The 14,553-nt window shown below is 72.5% G+C and carries 14 protein-coding genes and 2 tRNA genes; 12 read left to right on the forward strand and 4 right to left on the reverse strand.

From position 1 onward, the window contains the following. Positions 1–73: 73 nt before the first annotated feature. A complete protein-coding gene (locus tag MF406_RS02350) occupies positions 74–1,039 on the reverse strand; it encodes an NAD(P)H-quinone oxidoreductase (RefSeq protein WP_242896422.1) in 966 nt (321 codons plus the stop codon). A 72-nt stretch (positions 1,040–1,111) separates the two neighbouring features. On the opposite strand from MF406_RS02350, the gene MF406_RS02355 reads away from it, so the two are divergent. Continuing rightward, a tRNA-Ser gene (locus tag MF406_RS02355) sits at positions 1,112–1,196 on the forward strand. A 509-nt stretch (positions 1,197–1,705) separates the two neighbouring features. On the opposite strand, the gene MF406_RS02360 is transcribed toward MF406_RS02355, so the two are convergent. Then, positions 1,706–2,278, reverse strand: a complete 573-nt coding sequence (locus MF406_RS02360; protein WP_242896423.1) for a hypothetical protein — start codon at positions 2,276–2,278, stop codon at positions 1,706–1,708. A 532-nt stretch (positions 2,279–2,810) separates the two neighbouring features. Between MF406_RS02360 and MF406_RS02365 the strand changes: the two genes are divergently transcribed. Then, on the forward strand, positions 2,811–3,434 hold the full coding sequence (locus MF406_RS02365) for a DUF433 domain-containing protein (protein ID WP_242896424.1): 624 nt from the start codon (positions 2,811–2,813) through the stop codon (positions 3,432–3,434). Between the two features lie 224 nt (positions 3,435–3,658). Here MF406_RS02365 and MF406_RS02370 read toward each other — a convergent pair whose 3' ends face one another. Continuing rightward, on the reverse strand, positions 3,659–4,009 hold the full coding sequence (locus MF406_RS02370) for a universal stress protein (protein WP_242896425.1): 351 nt from the start codon (positions 4,007–4,009) through the stop codon (positions 3,659–3,661). 135 nt (positions 4,010–4,144) lie between these two features. Here MF406_RS02370 and MF406_RS02375 point away from each other — a divergent pair, with 135 nt between their 5' ends. The 8 genes from MF406_RS02375 to MF406_RS02410 all read left to right on the forward strand — a co-directional run bounded on the left by MF406_RS02375 (position 4,145) and on the right by MF406_RS02410 (position 11,418). Continuing rightward, positions 4,145–5,122, forward strand: a complete 978-nt coding sequence (locus MF406_RS02375) for a tripartite tricarboxylate transporter substrate binding protein (RefSeq protein ID WP_242896426.1) — start codon at positions 4,145–4,147, stop codon at positions 5,120–5,122. Beyond that, on the forward strand, positions 5,119–5,682 hold the full coding sequence (locus MF406_RS02380) for a tripartite tricarboxylate transporter TctB family protein (protein ID WP_242896427.1): 564 nt from the start codon (positions 5,119–5,121) through the stop codon (positions 5,680–5,682). Before MF406_RS02375 ends, MF406_RS02380 begins: the two co-directional genes overlap by 4 nt. After that, the gene (locus MF406_RS02385; protein WP_242896428.1) at positions 5,682–7,187 is read left to right on the forward strand and encodes a tripartite tricarboxylate transporter permease; all 1,506 of its coding nucleotides are present in this window, start codon (positions 5,682–5,684) and stop codon (positions 7,185–7,187) included. The genes MF406_RS02380 and MF406_RS02385 overlap by 1 nt, the downstream gene beginning before the upstream one ends. A gap of 293 nt (positions 7,188–7,480) precedes the next feature. Then, positions 7,481–8,254 (forward strand): IclR family transcriptional regulator, encoded by a 774-nt coding sequence (locus MF406_RS02390; protein WP_242896429.1) that lies wholly within the window; start codon positions 7,481–7,483, stop codon positions 8,252–8,254. 32 nt (positions 8,255–8,286) lie between these two features. After that, positions 8,287–9,477: a CaiB/BaiF CoA-transferase family protein gene (locus tag MF406_RS02395; protein ID WP_242896430.1), complete on the forward strand. Its 1,191-nt coding sequence runs from the start codon at positions 8,287–8,289 to the stop codon at positions 9,475–9,477. After that, positions 9,474–10,328, forward strand: coding sequence for a citryl-CoA lyase (locus tag MF406_RS02400; RefSeq protein WP_242896431.1), 855 nt, complete (start codon positions 9,474–9,476; stop codon positions 10,326–10,328). Before MF406_RS02395 ends, MF406_RS02400 begins: the two co-directional genes overlap by 4 nt. Before the next feature lie 191 nt (positions 10,329–10,519). After that, a tRNA-Ser gene (locus MF406_RS02405) sits at positions 10,520–10,608 on the forward strand. A 120-nt stretch (positions 10,609–10,728) separates the two neighbouring features. Next, positions 10,729–11,418 (forward strand): hypothetical protein, encoded by a 690-nt coding sequence (locus MF406_RS02410; RefSeq protein WP_242896432.1) that lies wholly within the window; start codon positions 10,729–10,731, stop codon positions 11,416–11,418. A gap of 146 nt (positions 11,419–11,564) precedes the next feature. Here the strand turns inward: MF406_RS02410 and MF406_RS02415 are convergent, their stop codons facing one another. Next, positions 11,565–12,335, reverse strand: coding sequence for a GAP family protein (locus tag MF406_RS02415; protein ID WP_242896433.1), 771 nt, complete (start codon positions 12,333–12,335; stop codon positions 11,565–11,567). 119 nt (positions 12,336–12,454) lie between these two features. Between MF406_RS02415 and MF406_RS02420 the strand changes: the two genes are divergently transcribed. Next, positions 12,455–13,888: a sensor histidine kinase gene (locus MF406_RS02420; RefSeq protein WP_242896434.1), complete on the forward strand. Its 1,434-nt coding sequence runs from the start codon at positions 12,455–12,457 to the stop codon at positions 13,886–13,888. Continuing rightward, positions 13,885–14,547 (forward strand): response regulator transcription factor, encoded by a 663-nt coding sequence (locus MF406_RS02425; protein ID WP_242896435.1) that lies wholly within the window; start codon positions 13,885–13,887, stop codon positions 14,545–14,547. The genes MF406_RS02420 and MF406_RS02425 overlap by 4 nt, the downstream gene beginning before the upstream one ends. Positions 14,548–14,553: the final 6 nt, after the last annotated feature.

Genomic DNA, 14,553 nt, shown 5'->3' on the forward strand with positions numbered 1-14,553 from the left:
GGCCGCTGGTGCCGGGGGCGGTGCTGACCGCCTGCTGGGCTGCGGTGGTGCTCGTCCCCGGCGGCGCGACGGGTCAGGGCACCAGCAGGACCTTGCCGAACACCTCGCCCGAGTCCAGGAGCTCGTGACCGCGAGCGGCCGCGGCGAGCGGCAGCCGGGCGTGCACGATCGGGCGGAGCCGCCCGTCGGTGAGCATCGGCCAGACGTGCTCGCGGACCTCGGCGACGATGGCTGCCTTCTCCGGCCTCGGCCGGGCGCGCAGCGTGGTGACGTGCACGCTGGCCCGCTTGGTGAGCAGGCGGCCGAGGTCGATCTCCCCCCGGCGCCCGCGCTGGGTGCCGATGATCACCAGCCGCCCGCCGGTGGCGAGCACCGCAGTGTTCTGCTCCAGGCCGCCGGCGCCGAGGACGTCGAGGACGACGTCGACCCCGCGTCCGTCGGTGGCCCGCAGGACCTCCGCCGCCACGTCCTGGCTGCGGTGGTCGACGGCGACGTCGGCCCCCAGCTCGAGGCAGCGCCGGGTCCGGTCCGGGCCGCCCGCCGTCGTGAGCACCCGGGCGCCGAGCGCGCGGGCGAGCTGGATCGCCGCCGACCCGACCCCGCCGGAGCCGCCCTGGACCAGGACGGCCTGGCCCGCCGCGAGGTGGGCGACGGTGACGAGGTTGGACCAGGCGGTGCACACCGCCTCCGGGAGGGCGGCGGCGTCGAGGAGGTCGAGGCCGGGCGGGACGGAGAGCAGCTGCCCGGCCGGGACCGCGACCAGCTCGGCGTACCCGCCGCCCGCGAGCAGGGCGGCGACCTTGTCCCCGACCTGCCAGCCGGTGACGTCGGCGCCGAGCGCCGCGACGGTGCCGGAGACCTCCAGGCCGAGGAGCTCGCTGGCGCCGGGCGGCGGGGGGTAGTGGCCGGCCCGCTGGAGGAGGTCGGCCCGGTTGATGCCGGCGGCCGCCACCCGGACGAGGACCTCGTCCGGGGCGGGCTCGGGGTCGGGGGCGTCGGCGAGGACGAGGTCGTGGTCGGAGATGGTGATCGCGCGCATGGGTCCCATCCTGGCCGCCCGTAGACTGGCCCGCGCCGCCAGCAGGGGCCGCGTCCGCACCGCCGGCGGCAGGGAGGGCTGACAGAGCGGCCGAATGTGGCGGTCTTGAAAACCGCTGTGGGGCGACCCACCAAGGGTTCGAATCCCTTGCCCTCCGCGTCGTCGCAGGTAATGCGGTCGACGAGGGGTCCAGCGACCTCCGCCGTGAAGAGCTGGGTGTAGTCACCGACAGCGCCGAAGTCGTCCCGGTCCATCCGTACTATGTCGATCCTCCACGGCGCGGTGATGGCTAACCTTCAGGCATACCTCGCTGAGCACCCGCTGGGCGGACCCAAGGGTGGCTGCAGCCGGGCGGGGTGCGGCGGTGCGCCTCGAACGAGGATCGGGACGCGCCGCTGGAGCACGGCAAGCACTACCTGAGGTACGTCAACTTTGCGCTTCACCGTCGAGGTCGCGGGAACGCGCTTCCACGGCCTGCGGCACACCTACGCGTCGCTTGGGTTCATGGCTGGCGTCGACCCGAGCATGGTCAGCCGGGTTGATGGGATACGGCTCCCGGAGCATCACGACCAAGTCTTCGTCAGCGACCTGTCGCCGGCCGACGAGGCTCTACACCCGCGCCGCGTCGGCGTTGTGGCCGAGCACGTACCGGTGAGGATCCCCGCGCTACTCCGCGAGGATGCGCTTGCACAAGGCGAACATGACAAGGCCATGGACGAGTGAAACACTCACCTCGTAACGCGGGATCCCGCCCGGCTCTCGCAGTTCGACGGTGAAGGTCTCACCCGCCTGAGTCACGGACGCCAGCATCAGATCGTCTGCCGAGGTCTCGTACCGAGTGGCGACCCGGAGGCGAGCGCTCTCGATCGCTTCGTCCTCTGTGAATGTTCGTCTCGCCGACGCGTCCCGTACGTGCGTTGCGAGCCGTCGCGCGTAGCGCAGGAGCGAGTCGGCAGCGATGGCTATGAAGATGTCTCCGGACAGTTGCACAGCGACTTCCGCTACGTCACCCGACGCGCCCCACTCGGTGGTTCTCCGGCTGTACACGATCGAATATCGGGGTTCCCCGCCGTTCGGCCGAAGGATGTCGTCTAGAGTTGTCCAGAGCCACCCTTGGGGCACGTCGAGACCGTTTGCGTCAATGGCGACGAAGTCACCGGTCCACTCGAAGTGTTCGTCAAGCGGTTCAAACGTAAAGTAGGTGACTTCCGGTGGTCCCTCCGCCCACTCGTCGCTCACGGCTGGGGAGCCTTGAACTGCCGCAACGACCCGCCGTCGATCGAACTGCGTGGTGGGCGGTTGGTGATACCGTGGGTAGCGAGAGTGCTGGGGTCGTCGCTCATGGGCCTAAGGTAGCAGGACGTAGCCACACCCCCGACTCGGAACGGGCGGCGGACTTCACGATCCCTCCGAGAAACCCTGCAGGTACGCCGCGTGAATAATTTTCAGCTTGCGCGGCTGTCGACCATCCCTTCCGTTGCTAGTCCAGACAGTGGCTAAGCCCCGCGCCGCATGGCGCCACGACTGTTCGCTGCGGACGACTGTGGCGCAAGCGAAGGACTGTACTTGAAAACTGCTGTGGGGCGACCCACCAAGGGTTCGAATCCCTTGCCCTCCGCCGGATGTTGGCCGGCCACTCGCTCGCGTCGGAAGCGCCGTCTCGGGCGGGGTGAGGGGTCGACGTCGCCTGGTGGCCGGAACGCCGCACCGGAGAGGTGCCGCGCTGGCGGACACGTGCGAGGCACCATGTACTCCTGACAGGGAGGTGACGATGCTTGCCAACCTCGATCTCGTGGCCATCCCCCGCGAGAAGGCTGCAGCCCTTGCCGGCATCAGTCAGCGCCGGCTTCGGTACTGGCATCGCAAGGGGCTCGTGGCACCCACGATCGAGTCCCACCGAACCTCGCGCCCGGTGTACCTCTACGCCTACCAGGACCTCCTGGCGGTGCTCGTCCTCGTCGAACTCAAGGCGCGCGGCGTGCGTCTGCAGCACGTCCGGCGAGTGGTGCCTTACGTTCGCGCGCTCGGGTACTCCCAGCCGCTGACCGAGGTCTGCTACGCCATCCACGGCGGCGAGATCCACCTGCAGCACCCCGACGGCGGCTGGGAGGGTGATCGCCGCCCCGGCCAAGGGGTCCTCCCCGAGGTGCTCGAGCTCGAGCCGCTGCGCGCGCGCATCCAGCGAGCCGTGATCCGGCCAGAGCAGCAGCACGGCTCTACGGAGCGGCGGTCGGGGACGCTGGGAGGGAAGGAGGTGTTCGCCGGCACGCGCGTCCCCGTCAGCACCGTGCAGCGCTACCTCGACATGGGTGCTTCCGTGGAGCAGGTCCTGACGTCCTTCCCAGCCCTGGATCGTGCCGACGTCGACGAGGTGATCAGTCGGCGAGCATCATGATCGCCTTGCGTTTCGTGCTGGAGCAGGACGTCGACGTCGCTGTCCGCGCAGCCTTGGAGCGGCTGGGGCGCGAGTGCTGACCGCGCACGGGGCCGGGTCTGGAACCACCGCGACGCGGCGATCGGCAGCGCCCGGCCTCGCTGCGGTGAACGCGCACGGCACCTCAACCGGCTACCCGCCAGCCCGCAAGGTGCGGCTCCCCGTCGGTCGGTACCGGGAGCGTCCTACCGAGCTTTGACGGCAAGCACGGGGACCTCGGCCTCCAGCAGCACCCGCTGCGCCATCGAGCCGAGCAACAGCTTGCCGACCGGGCTGCGGTGACGCAGGCCCATCACCACGAGCGAGACGTCTTCGGCAACGACGGAGTCGAGAAACGCGTCGACCTTGTCCATCCTCGGGTTGAGCTGGACCTCGCGGGCCGGCAGGTCCCCGACCGCCGCGGTCACGTCGGGGACCGGGTCGGAGCCGAGGTTGGCCCACAGCAGCTCGGTCCCGCGCAGTTGCGCCTCGGTAACGCCGGCGGCCAGGGCCGCACGCCCCTCCGCCGACGAACTCGCCGCCACCAGCACGCTCATCGCGTAGTTCCTCTCCGTCGAACCCCTATGGGGACACGCTAGAGGGCACGCCGTGGTCCGTCTAGCGGTACACATTGACCGCATAGCGGTACACGTGATTGTGTGGGCCGCGTCACTTCACCGTAAGGAGGCGGCGTGTCACGTCCGTGGAAGACCGTGCTGGCCGTGCTGTGCGTGCCCCTGGTGGTCGCCGCGGCCGTCCAGGCCAACCGCAGCGGCGACATCACCGGGGCACGGGCCGGCCTGACCCTGCTCGTCCCGGCCGCACCGGGGGGCGGGTGGGACACCGTCGCCCGCGAGATGCAGAACGCCATGAGGCAGAACGGGATCGTCACCAACCCCCAGGTCGTCAACGTGCCCGGCGCGGGCGGCACGATCGGCCTGGGCCAGCTCGCCGATCAGGAGGGCGCCGATGACGTCCTGATGGTCATGGGCACCGTCATGGTCGGCGGGATCGAGGTCAACGACTCGGAGTACTCGCTCGAACAGACCACGCCGGTGGCTCACCTGGCCGACGACTACCTGGCACTGGTCGTCCCGGCCGACTCCCCCTTCCAGGACATCGACGCGTTCGTGGAAGCCTTCCGGACCGATCCGCACTCGATCGCGATCGGTGGCGGCTCCCTCGGCGGCACCGACCACCTCACCGCCGGCCTGCTGGCGCAGGAGGTCGGCGCAGATCCCGGCGCCGTCAACTACATCCCGTTCGCGGGCGGTGGTGAGGCGATCAACGCCCTCCTGTCGAACAGCGTCGACGCCGGGATGAGCGGCTACAACGAGTTCGCCGACCAGATCGAGACAGGCAACCTGCGCTTGCTCGCCCTCTCTGCGCCCGAGCCGCAGGAGGGTATCGACGGCCCGACCTTCATCCAGGCCGGCTACGACGTGTACCTGCCGAACTTCCGCGGGGTCGTCGCGCCGACCGGCCTAGACGATGCTCAGGTCCAGGAACTGACCGACATCGTCGAGGAGACGGTGGCCACACCGGAGTGGGAGGACGCGCTCCGCCGGAACAAGTGGACGGCGAACCTGCAGACCCGCGACGAGTACAGGGACTTCCTCGCCGCGGAGACCGACCGGATCCGCACGATCGTGGAGGAGCTCGGACTGTGACTGCGCAACCCCAGATCCCGGCCGAGGACGTCACCGAGGTGACCGTGCCCGCTGCGGCCGAAGGCCGTCGAAGCCCGGTCCCTCTGGCCGTGGTGGTGCTCGGCGTCGCTGGCTACCTCACCCACGGCCTGCTCACCATGGAGGTGAGCACCAGCGCCGCGGCGCCCGGGCCGAGACTGTTCCCCACCCTCGTAGCGGTCCTTGCCTACGCGGTCGGCCTGGCACTGCTCGTCGAGGGGCTGCGGTTCCGGCGCCGAGGCGCCGGTAAGGCAGTGCCACCGCCGGCCGAGGGCATCCCGGACGGGGACGGCACCATGCGCATCAGCTGGGCGGGGGTGGCCATCGTCTCGGCCTCGCTCGGGGTGTTCATGGTCATGCTGACCACCTTGGGCTGGCTGGTCAGCGCTGCGCTGCTCTTCGCAGGGGTGGCATGGGGTCTCGGGTCAAACCGGCACCTGGTCAACCTGGGCGTGGGGCTGGTGCTGTCGTCGGTCATCCAGCTGGCGTTCTCCGGCGGGCTCGGACTCCCGCTGCCCGCCGGGATCCTGGCAGGCCTGTGATGGACGCACTCACCCAGCTGCTCGACGGGTTCGCCACCGCGCTGAGCCCGATCAACCTGTTGTGGGTCACCGTCGGAGCACTGCTCGGTACAGCCGTCGGGGTGCTGCCTGGCCTGGGCTCGGCGATGGCGGTAGCGCTGCTGCTGCCGATCACGTTCAGCCTCGACCCCACCGGTGCGTTCATCATGTTCGCCGGCGTGTACTACGGCGGGCTGTTCGGGGACTCGATCTCCGGCATCCTGCTGAACACCCCTGGCAACTCCTCCGCGATCGCCGCGACGTTCGAGGGCCACAAGATGGCGCTGTCCGGACGCGCGCCGCAGGCCCTGGCCACCTCGGCGATCGGCGCCTTCGTCGGTGGCCTCATCGCCACGACCGTGGTGGCCTTCGGTGCACCAATCATGGCCGAACTGGCGACCTACTTCGGTTCGCCGGAGTACTTCGCGCTCGCGGTGTTCGCCTTTGTCGCAACATCCGCGGTGGTGGCCGACTCGGTGCTGAAGGGATTGGCCAGCCTCGTCATCGGTCTCGCCGTCGCCATGGTGGGCATCGAGACCCAGTCGGGGGCGTCGCGGTTCACCCTCGGCCTGCCGCAGCTGTTCGACGGGATCAGCATCGTGATCATCACGGTCGGCCTGCTCGCGCTCGGTGAGGTGCTCCGGATCGCCTCGGCCGGCAGCCGGGCCCACCGCGAGGAGCTGCTGCACCCGCAACGGCGTCCCTTCCTGTCCCGCACGGAGTTCCGCAAGGCGCTGCCCGCCTGGCTGCGCGGCACCGGGTTCGGGCTGCCGTTCGGAGTGATCCCAGTCGGCGGCTCCGAGATCCCCACCTTCCTCGCCTACGGCAACGAGCGCCGCATCGACCGCAAGCTCTCGAAGCCGGAGTTCGGGCGCGGCGCTATCCGCGGCGTTGCCGCACCGGAGGCGGCGGGCAACGCGACGTCCGGCACCGCGATGGGCGCCCTGCTCACCCTCGGCCTGCCCACGTCCGCCACCGCGGCGATCATGATCGCCGCGTTCCAGCAGTACGGCCTGCAGCCGGGGCCGCTGCTGTTCGAGCGCAACGGCGACCTGGTCTGGGCACTGATCGCGTCCCTGTTCGTCGGCCTGGTGGTGCTACTCATCGTGAACATGCCGTTCGCGGCGGTGTGGGCCCGGATGCTGCTGATCCCGCGACCGTTCCTGTACGCGGGCATCACGTTGTTCTGCGCGCTCGGCGTCTACGCCAGCGCCGGGTCGGTGGTCGACCTGGCCCTGCTCCTCGCCTTCGGCCTGCTCGGCCTGCTCATGCGCCGCTACGACGTGCCGGTCGCCCCGGCGCTGATCGCGGTGATTCTCGGACCGCTGGCCGAGACCGAGCTGAGCCGGTCGCTCGCCGCCAGTGAAGGCGACCTGTCCACCCTGGTCGCCAGCCCGATCACCATCACGATCTACCTGGTCCTCCTGGTGGTCGCGGTCGTGGTGCTGGTGAGACGGGTCCGCGCGAGTCGGAGGGTGGACGTGTGAGCCGGCCCGAGCGCTGCCCGACGACGTCCTGCCACGGGCCGCACCGACATCGTGCCCGTTCGCCGTGTACCAGTCGCGGCTGCCCGATGCCGACATCGTGGAGGTGGGAGCCCGGGACGCACCGCTCCGCCCACGCTCGGCGCCGATCCGGTCCGCGACGACGACTGATGCGCCCTGGTCTCGGCGTGCAGCACGGTAGGAGAGGCGCGGTGGCGCTCCCGCCGGACCACACCACGCCTGCGGCGCCGCTGCAGGTCGGGGTGCCAGAGCCAACCGACCAGGAGAGATGAGAGATGCAGAGCTCGCCGGCCGAGGGGGGCGAGGCAGTCCGCAGCGTCACTCGCGCGCTGGACCTGCTCGCCCTGTTCGACGACTCCCACCGCTCGCGCAGCATGCGCGAGCTGATCACCGGCACCGGGCTGGCCAAGACCACCGTGGTCCGTCTGGTCGCCACCCTCGAGCAGCGCGGGCTGCTCTGGACCCGCGGCGACGGCCGCCTCACCCCCGGCGCCGGACTGCTGCGCTGGGCACGGCTGGCGCTGGACGCCTGGCAGCTGCCGCCCGAGGCTGCGGAGTGCCTGCGGGACCTGTCGGAGGCGGTGGGTGGAGAGTCGGCCCGCATCTACCTCCGGCAGGGTGGCACATCCCGGGTGTGTGTGGCTCAGCACGAGGGCACGCAGCAGCTGCGGCACGTCGTGCGCATCGGCGAGGAGATGCCCTTGTGGGCCGGCGCCTCCTCGCACGTCCTGCTCGCCAGCTGCTCCGTCCGGGAGGTGCACGTCGCGGCATCCGTCGCCGGCCGAGGCCCCGGCTTCGAGTCCATCCTGGCCGAACGCGCCCGCCGCGCCGCGGACCAGGGCTGGGCCGTCAGCCACGGTGAACGCGAGGACGGAGTGTCGGCCGTAGCGGCCCCCATCACCGACACGGCGGGCCGCACCGTCGCTGCCGTGGCTCTCGGCGGCCCCACCACCCGCTTCACGGAGGAGCGCATCGAGGCATTCCTGCCCGTATTGACCACGGCCGCCGGCCGGCTGTCAGACCTGCAGTTCATCGGAGGGAACACGTGACCCACGCACGAGGCGACCATGCAGGCCAGCTGTTGAGCGGCGTTCGCGTGCTCGACCTCACGAACGTGCTGGCCGGACCGTTCGCGACGTACCAGCTGGCCCTGCTGGGCGCGGACGTGATCAAGGTCGAGATTCCGGGCGCGGGGGACCTCGCCAGACAGCTGGGCGCGGACCAATCGCTGAACGAGGAGCGTCTCGGCGCCTCGTTCCTGGCGCAGAACAGCGGGAAGAGGTCGATGACGGTCAACCTCAAGTCGGAACGGGGGCGGGAGGTCCTGCTGCGGGCCGTGCAACGTGCCGACGTCCTGGTGGAGAACTTCCGCCCGGGCGTGATGGACCGGCTCGGTGTCGGTTGGGAGGTGCTGCGCACGGCCAACCCGGGGCTCGTGTACTGCGGGATCTCCGGGTTCGGCCAGGACGGGCCGCTGCGCGACCGCCCGGCGTACGACCAGATCGTGCAGGGCCTCTCCGGGATGATGAGCGTGACCGGCACCCGGAAGACCGGCCCGCTGAGGGCGGGGTACCCCGTTGCCGACACCCTCGGCGGCATGGCGGCCGCCTTCTCCATCGCCTCGGCGCTGGTCCACCGGGAGCGCACCGGGGAGGGGGTCCGCCTGGACGTCTCCATGCTGGAAGCCGCCCTGAGCGCCATGGGGTGGGTCGTGTCCAACTACCTCATCGCCGGCCAGGAGCCGGCGGCCATGGGCAACGACAACTTCACCGCCGCCCCGTCGGGCACCTTCGCGACGGCCGACGGCATGCTGAACATCTCTGCCAACGAGCAGCGGCAGTTCATCGCCCTGTGCCGGGTCCTGGGGCGACCCGAGCTGGCCGAGGACACACGCTTCGCCGAACGCGCGGCACGCAAGACCCACCGGCACGAGCTGACCGAGGAGCTGGAGAAGGCGCTCGCTGCACGAACCGCCCAGGACTGGGAGCCGCTGCTCGCCGCCGTCGGCGTTCCCGCCGCAAGCGTGCTGACCGTACCCGAAGCACTCGCTCATGAGCAGATCGCCACCCGCGACTTCATCCACGAGCTTCCGTTCCCGGGCCGCAGGGAGCTACACCTGCGGGTGCTCGGCAGCCCCGTCCGCGTCCAAGGCATCAGCCCAGGGCCGCAGACCCCGCCTCCGTTGCTCGGCGAGCACACCGACGCTCTGCTCGCCGAGCTCGGCTACGGCGCCGAGGACGTCGCGGACCTTCGGAAGGAGGGAACGGTATGACGCGGCCGGCCTTCGGCAGCGCGGAGGAGCACGAGGACAGAGTCACCGCCTGGTGGCGCACCGGGATCAGTCGCATCCGTCCGGGCGAGATCCTGCTGCGCGGCTACCCGGTCGAGCAGCTGATCGGCGAGGTGTCCTTCGCGGAGATGGTGTGGCTCCTCCTGCGCGGCGACCTGCCGTCACCGGCACAGGGCCGGCTGCTGGAGGCCGCCCTCGTCGCAGCAGTCGATCACGGGCCCCAGGCGCCGTCGATCGCCGCCGCCCGCATGGCGGCTACCTGCGGAGTGGGCCTGAACAACGCGGTCGCCACCGGCGCCAACCTCCTCGGTGACGTCCACGGCGGTGCCGGTCAGCAGTGCATGGAGGTCCTGGCCGAGCTGAACCAGGCCGTGTCCGAGGGTGCAGACGTTGACGCAGCCGCCCAGCGACTCGTCGCGGACTACCGAGCCACCAAGCGGCACGTCCCTGGTTTCGGCCACCGATTCCACCCGCGCGACCCCCGTCGAGACCCGCTGCTCGACCTGACGAGCCAGGCCGTGTCAGCGGGCGAGGCGCCGGGCTGGGCGCTCCGTGCCGGCAGGGCGTTGGAGCGAGCACTCGCCGAGGGGCGTAGCCGCCCCGTCCCCATGAACATCGATGGCGCCACAGCCATCATCTATAGCGAGCTCGGGTTCGCCCCCGAACTCGGGCGGGGCCTGTTCGTCCTCTCCCGGAGCGTGGGCATCCTCGCTCACGCCTGGGAGGAGAAGGGCTCCGGCAGCCGGATCAAGGGACCGCTGCCTCCGCCCTTGCTACCCGCCTACGACGGGCCGGATCCACGCGAGCTCCCATCCAGGGGACGTATGACGTAGCCAGTCCATCCATACCGGCCGATGACCTCACCGGCTACGCCTCGGATGGCCGAGATCGAGCCCGTCCCTGACCGGCATCTGAACGTCTACGTTCAGGTCACCGGCTGTGGCCCTCGCTTCCGATGCCGTGACCTCGCACGGCAAGCGCTTTGGCCGGACGACGGGCGCCCGGTAGCCTGTTCGCTGGACTTGGAGACGTCGCATAGTCAGGTCTAGTGCGCGGCCCTGCTAAGGCCGTGACGGGGCAACCCGTCCGTGGGTTCAAATCCCACCGTCTCCGCTTCGGGATGCAGCCGACGACGGCGGGCCTCAGCGGCGGTCGTCCCGCGACCCGGGCGTTACCGCCCGTGTCATGCTCGGGGCCAACGCCCGGTCCGTCCCAGCCCGCACGGAGAGAGTCATGACGACAACGCCCTCGCCCGACCCCGCACCCGGCGAGGACCCCGGGCGTCCCGAGCGCCGGCAGCAGCAGCCGGCCTCCTGGGACCGGCCGCCGTCGTCCGTCGCCGGCGGGCCGGGCGACTACCCGCCCGCAGCCGGCGCGCACCCCGCCCCGGCAGGGCCGAGCCCGTACGCGCCGTCGCCCGGCGGCTACTCACCGCCCGGACCGGGGCCCGGGCAGCCCGGGGGCTACCCGCCGCCAGGCCCGGGACAGCCCGGTGGCCCGTACGGCCAGCCCGGTGACCCGTACTGGCAGTCCGGCACTCCGTACGGGCAGCCCGCTGGCCACGCCGTGCCCGGAGCCCCCGGCGCGCCGACCCGTGCCGGCGGGGGATCGGTGGGGGAGCTGCTGCAGGGCCGCGAGCCCGGCGAGGTCAAGCGGCCCGGCCGGGCCGCCCCGCTGCTCCTCATCGGGCTCATCGCCGGTGTGGTCGGGACCGTGTTCAGCTTCATCGGGATCTCCACCATGACGGCCACGCTCTTCGACCCGTTCTCGCCCGGCGGCGGTGGCGGCGGAGGCGGCGGCGCGCTGACGGTGCTGGGCTTCCTGATCGGCGTGGCCGGGGCGGTCTGCGCGGTCATCGGCGTCTACCGCCTGGCCGCGGGGTTCGACTACCTCGTCGACCGGGCGAGCCGCCGGCGGGAGTAGGTCGGGCGCTCCGCCGACCCGCTCCGCCTGCCTGCACCGCCGACCGCCGACCGCCGACCGTCGACGGCGCCCGCGTTGCCGCCGATCCCGACGGCGTGACCGGGTCCGCGGACCGAGCTGGTGGCCGGCCGCTCACCGCCCGTCGATCAGCCCAGACCGTCCAGGAACGAGAACATGTCCGGCATCCGGCCGAACGCGTCCCGCGCGATGAGGAACCCGACGATCCCGACGATCCAGGCGGTGGTCTCCGCCCCGTTCTTCTCCATCCACCGGGCGATCCGCTGCAGCAGGGGCTGCACCCACCGGCCGGCGACCGCGCGGGCGGCGAGCAGCACCAGCGCGGGCGCGACCATCACCAGGCAGTACCCGGCCAGCACCGCGACCCGTTGGGCCACCGGGAGATCGGCGGTGCCGATGAGGCCGGTCGCGGCCAGGTATGGGAGCATCGTGGCCACCTCCACGACCGCCGCGCCGAGCGCCAGACCCATCACCCCGACGACGGCCGACCGGTCGCCGGTCTCCGCCATCGCCCGCTGCCGCCAGCGGAGCATCCGCCCGGGGCGTGCCTGGCCGCGGGCGTCGGCCGCGCCCTCGCCGCCCCGCCCGTCGTCGTCCTTCTTCTTCCCCAGGAAGAAGCTCCAGACGAACAGGCCGACGCCGAGCACGAGCTGGGCCCGCGTCACCAGCGGGTTGTCCAGCAGGGCGTCGAGGTCACCGAGGAAGGCCAGCGCGCCGGCCACCAGGGCGAGGCCGACCAGGAAGTAGAAGCCGGCGACCGTGGCCAGGAAGAGCAGGAGCCGGCCCACCCGGACCCGGCCCGGCGCCAGCAGCAGCCAGACCGGGATCAGCAGGGTGCCGAAGCTGGTGGAGTCGATGAGGGCGAGCACGGCCAGCGAGCCCGCCAGAGCGGTAGACATGGCGCCAGGCTCGCGCGGGCGAGCCGGTCGGTCATCGGGCATCCGGGTGACCCGGCCCCGCGCCGTCGTACCTCTTTCGGCCGACTCCGCCGGCATCCGGGTGTGCTGGGATGAGGTCCGTGACGAGGTTGCGGCGCCTGTGGACCGACCGGGTCCGCGGCTCCGCGCGGGCCCGGGACGTCAGCGACGCCGCCGGCATCGCCCTGGTCGGGCTCGTGCTGCTGGCCGCCGGGCTGGTCGGCACCTCGCCGGTCGCCGCGGCCCCGACCGGCGCCGACCGGTGGTGGCTCGCGGTGCCGTTGCTGACGATCTGCGCCGTCATGCTCGGCAAACGACGGCGCCCGCTGCTCGCGCTCCTGGCCGGCACGGCCGTGTTCGCCGCCGACGCCATGCTCGGCGGCAGCCTCGGGGTGCTGCTGGGCCTGCTCGACCTCATCTACTCCGCCGCCCTCTACGCCGGTGCGGCGGCGGTGCGCCGGCTGGAGGTGCTCGCGGGCGCGGTCGTCGTCGGCGGGTCGGCTGCCACGTTCGTCGGCACCGGCGACCCGCCGCAGACCGTGAACGTCGCCCTGACCCTCTTCGCGGTCCTCGGCACGCCGCTGTGGTGGGCCCGGACGGTCCGGCAGCAGGCCGAGCTGGCCGCCCTCGCCACCGCCCGCGCCGGTGACCTGCAGCGCCTGGCCGCGCTGCGCGAGACGGAGGTGGTGCGCGCCGAACGCACCCGGATGGCCCGGGACCTGCACGACGCCCTGGCCGGGAACCTCTCCGCCATCGCGCTGCACACGGAGGCTGCCCTGGTGGCGCCACCCGCCCCGGCCCCGGGGCTCGCGCCCGCCCCGGCCCCGGCCGCCGCACCGGCCTCGGCCCCGGGTCCCGCCCTCGCCCTCGCGCGGGCCGGCAGCACCGCCGGTCCTCTCACCACCCCGGCGCCCACCGGCGCCGCTCCCGCCGGCCCGCCCGCGGAGACCCGGGAACGGCAGGCCCTGCGGGCGATCCGCACCGCCAGCGTCGCGGCGCTGCAGGAGATGCGTTCGATGATCCTGCTCCTGCGCACCGGCGGCACCGGCGCCGAGGAGGTCGCCTCCCCGGCGCGGCTGGCCGGGCTCGGCACCCTGCTCGACGGCGCCCGGTCCGGCGGGCTGCGGGTGCGGGCCGAGACCGCCGCCCTCCCGGAGACCCTGCCCACCGCCGTCGACCAGGCCGCCTACCGGATCATCCAGGAAGCCCTGACCAACGCGGCCAAGCACAGCCCGGGCGCCGCGGTGACGGTCCGGGTCGGCGTCGCCGACGACGCCCTGCACCTCTCCGTCGTCAGCGCCGGGCCCGCCGGCCCGGGCGGGCCGGGGCGCCCGGCGCCGGCGGAACCGCGACGACCTTGGCTGGCCGACGGCGATGCGAACCCGTCGGCCCCGGCTGCCGGCGTCGGGCTGCTCACCATGCGGGAGCGGGCCGAAGGGCTCGGCGGGACGTTCGAGGCCGGCTGGGAGCCGAGCGGGGACGCGCCGCTCCGCTGGCGCGTCCGCGCCATCCTGCCCCTGGACGGCGCCCGGTGACGACCCGGGTCCTCGTCGCCGACGACCACGCCGCCATCCGGTCCGGCCTGCGCCTCATCCTCGAGGCCGCCGGGGACATCGAGGTGGTGGCCGAGGCCGCCGACGGCGCCGCCGCGGTGACCAACGCGCGGGCCCTGCGGCCGGACGTGGTCCTGATGGACATCCGGATGCCCGGCATGGACGGGATCACGGCCACCCGCACCCTCACCGGCGAGCGGCTGGCCGACGTCCTCGTCCTGACCACCTTCGACCTGGACGAGTACGTCTTCGGCGCGCTGCGCGCCGGCGCCGCCGGGTTCCTGCTCAAGACCGCCGACGCCGCCACCCTCGTCGACGCGGTCCGCCGCGTCGGCGCCGGGGAGGGGGTCCTCGCCCCGGAGGTGACCCGCCGGCTGCTGGCCACCTTCGCCGCGACGCCCGGCCCCGGCCAGGACGCGGGGGCCGACGACGGCGCCCGCGCCGCGGTGGCGGAGCTCACCGCCCGGGAGCGGGAGGTGCTGGCCGGTCTCGGGCGGGGGCTCTCCAACGCCGGGCTGGCCGCCGACCTCGGCGTCTCCCCGGCGACGGCGAAGACCCACGTCTCCCGCGTGCTGGCCAAGCTCGGCTGCACCTCCCGGGTGCAGGCGGCGATCCTGGCCCGGGAGGCCGGGCTGGTGTGACGGGGA

The sequence above is a fragment of the Georgenia sp. TF02-10 genome (assembly GCF_022759505.1).
Taxonomy (GTDB): Bacteria; Actinomycetota; Actinomycetes; order Actinomycetales; family Actinomycetaceae; genus TF02-10.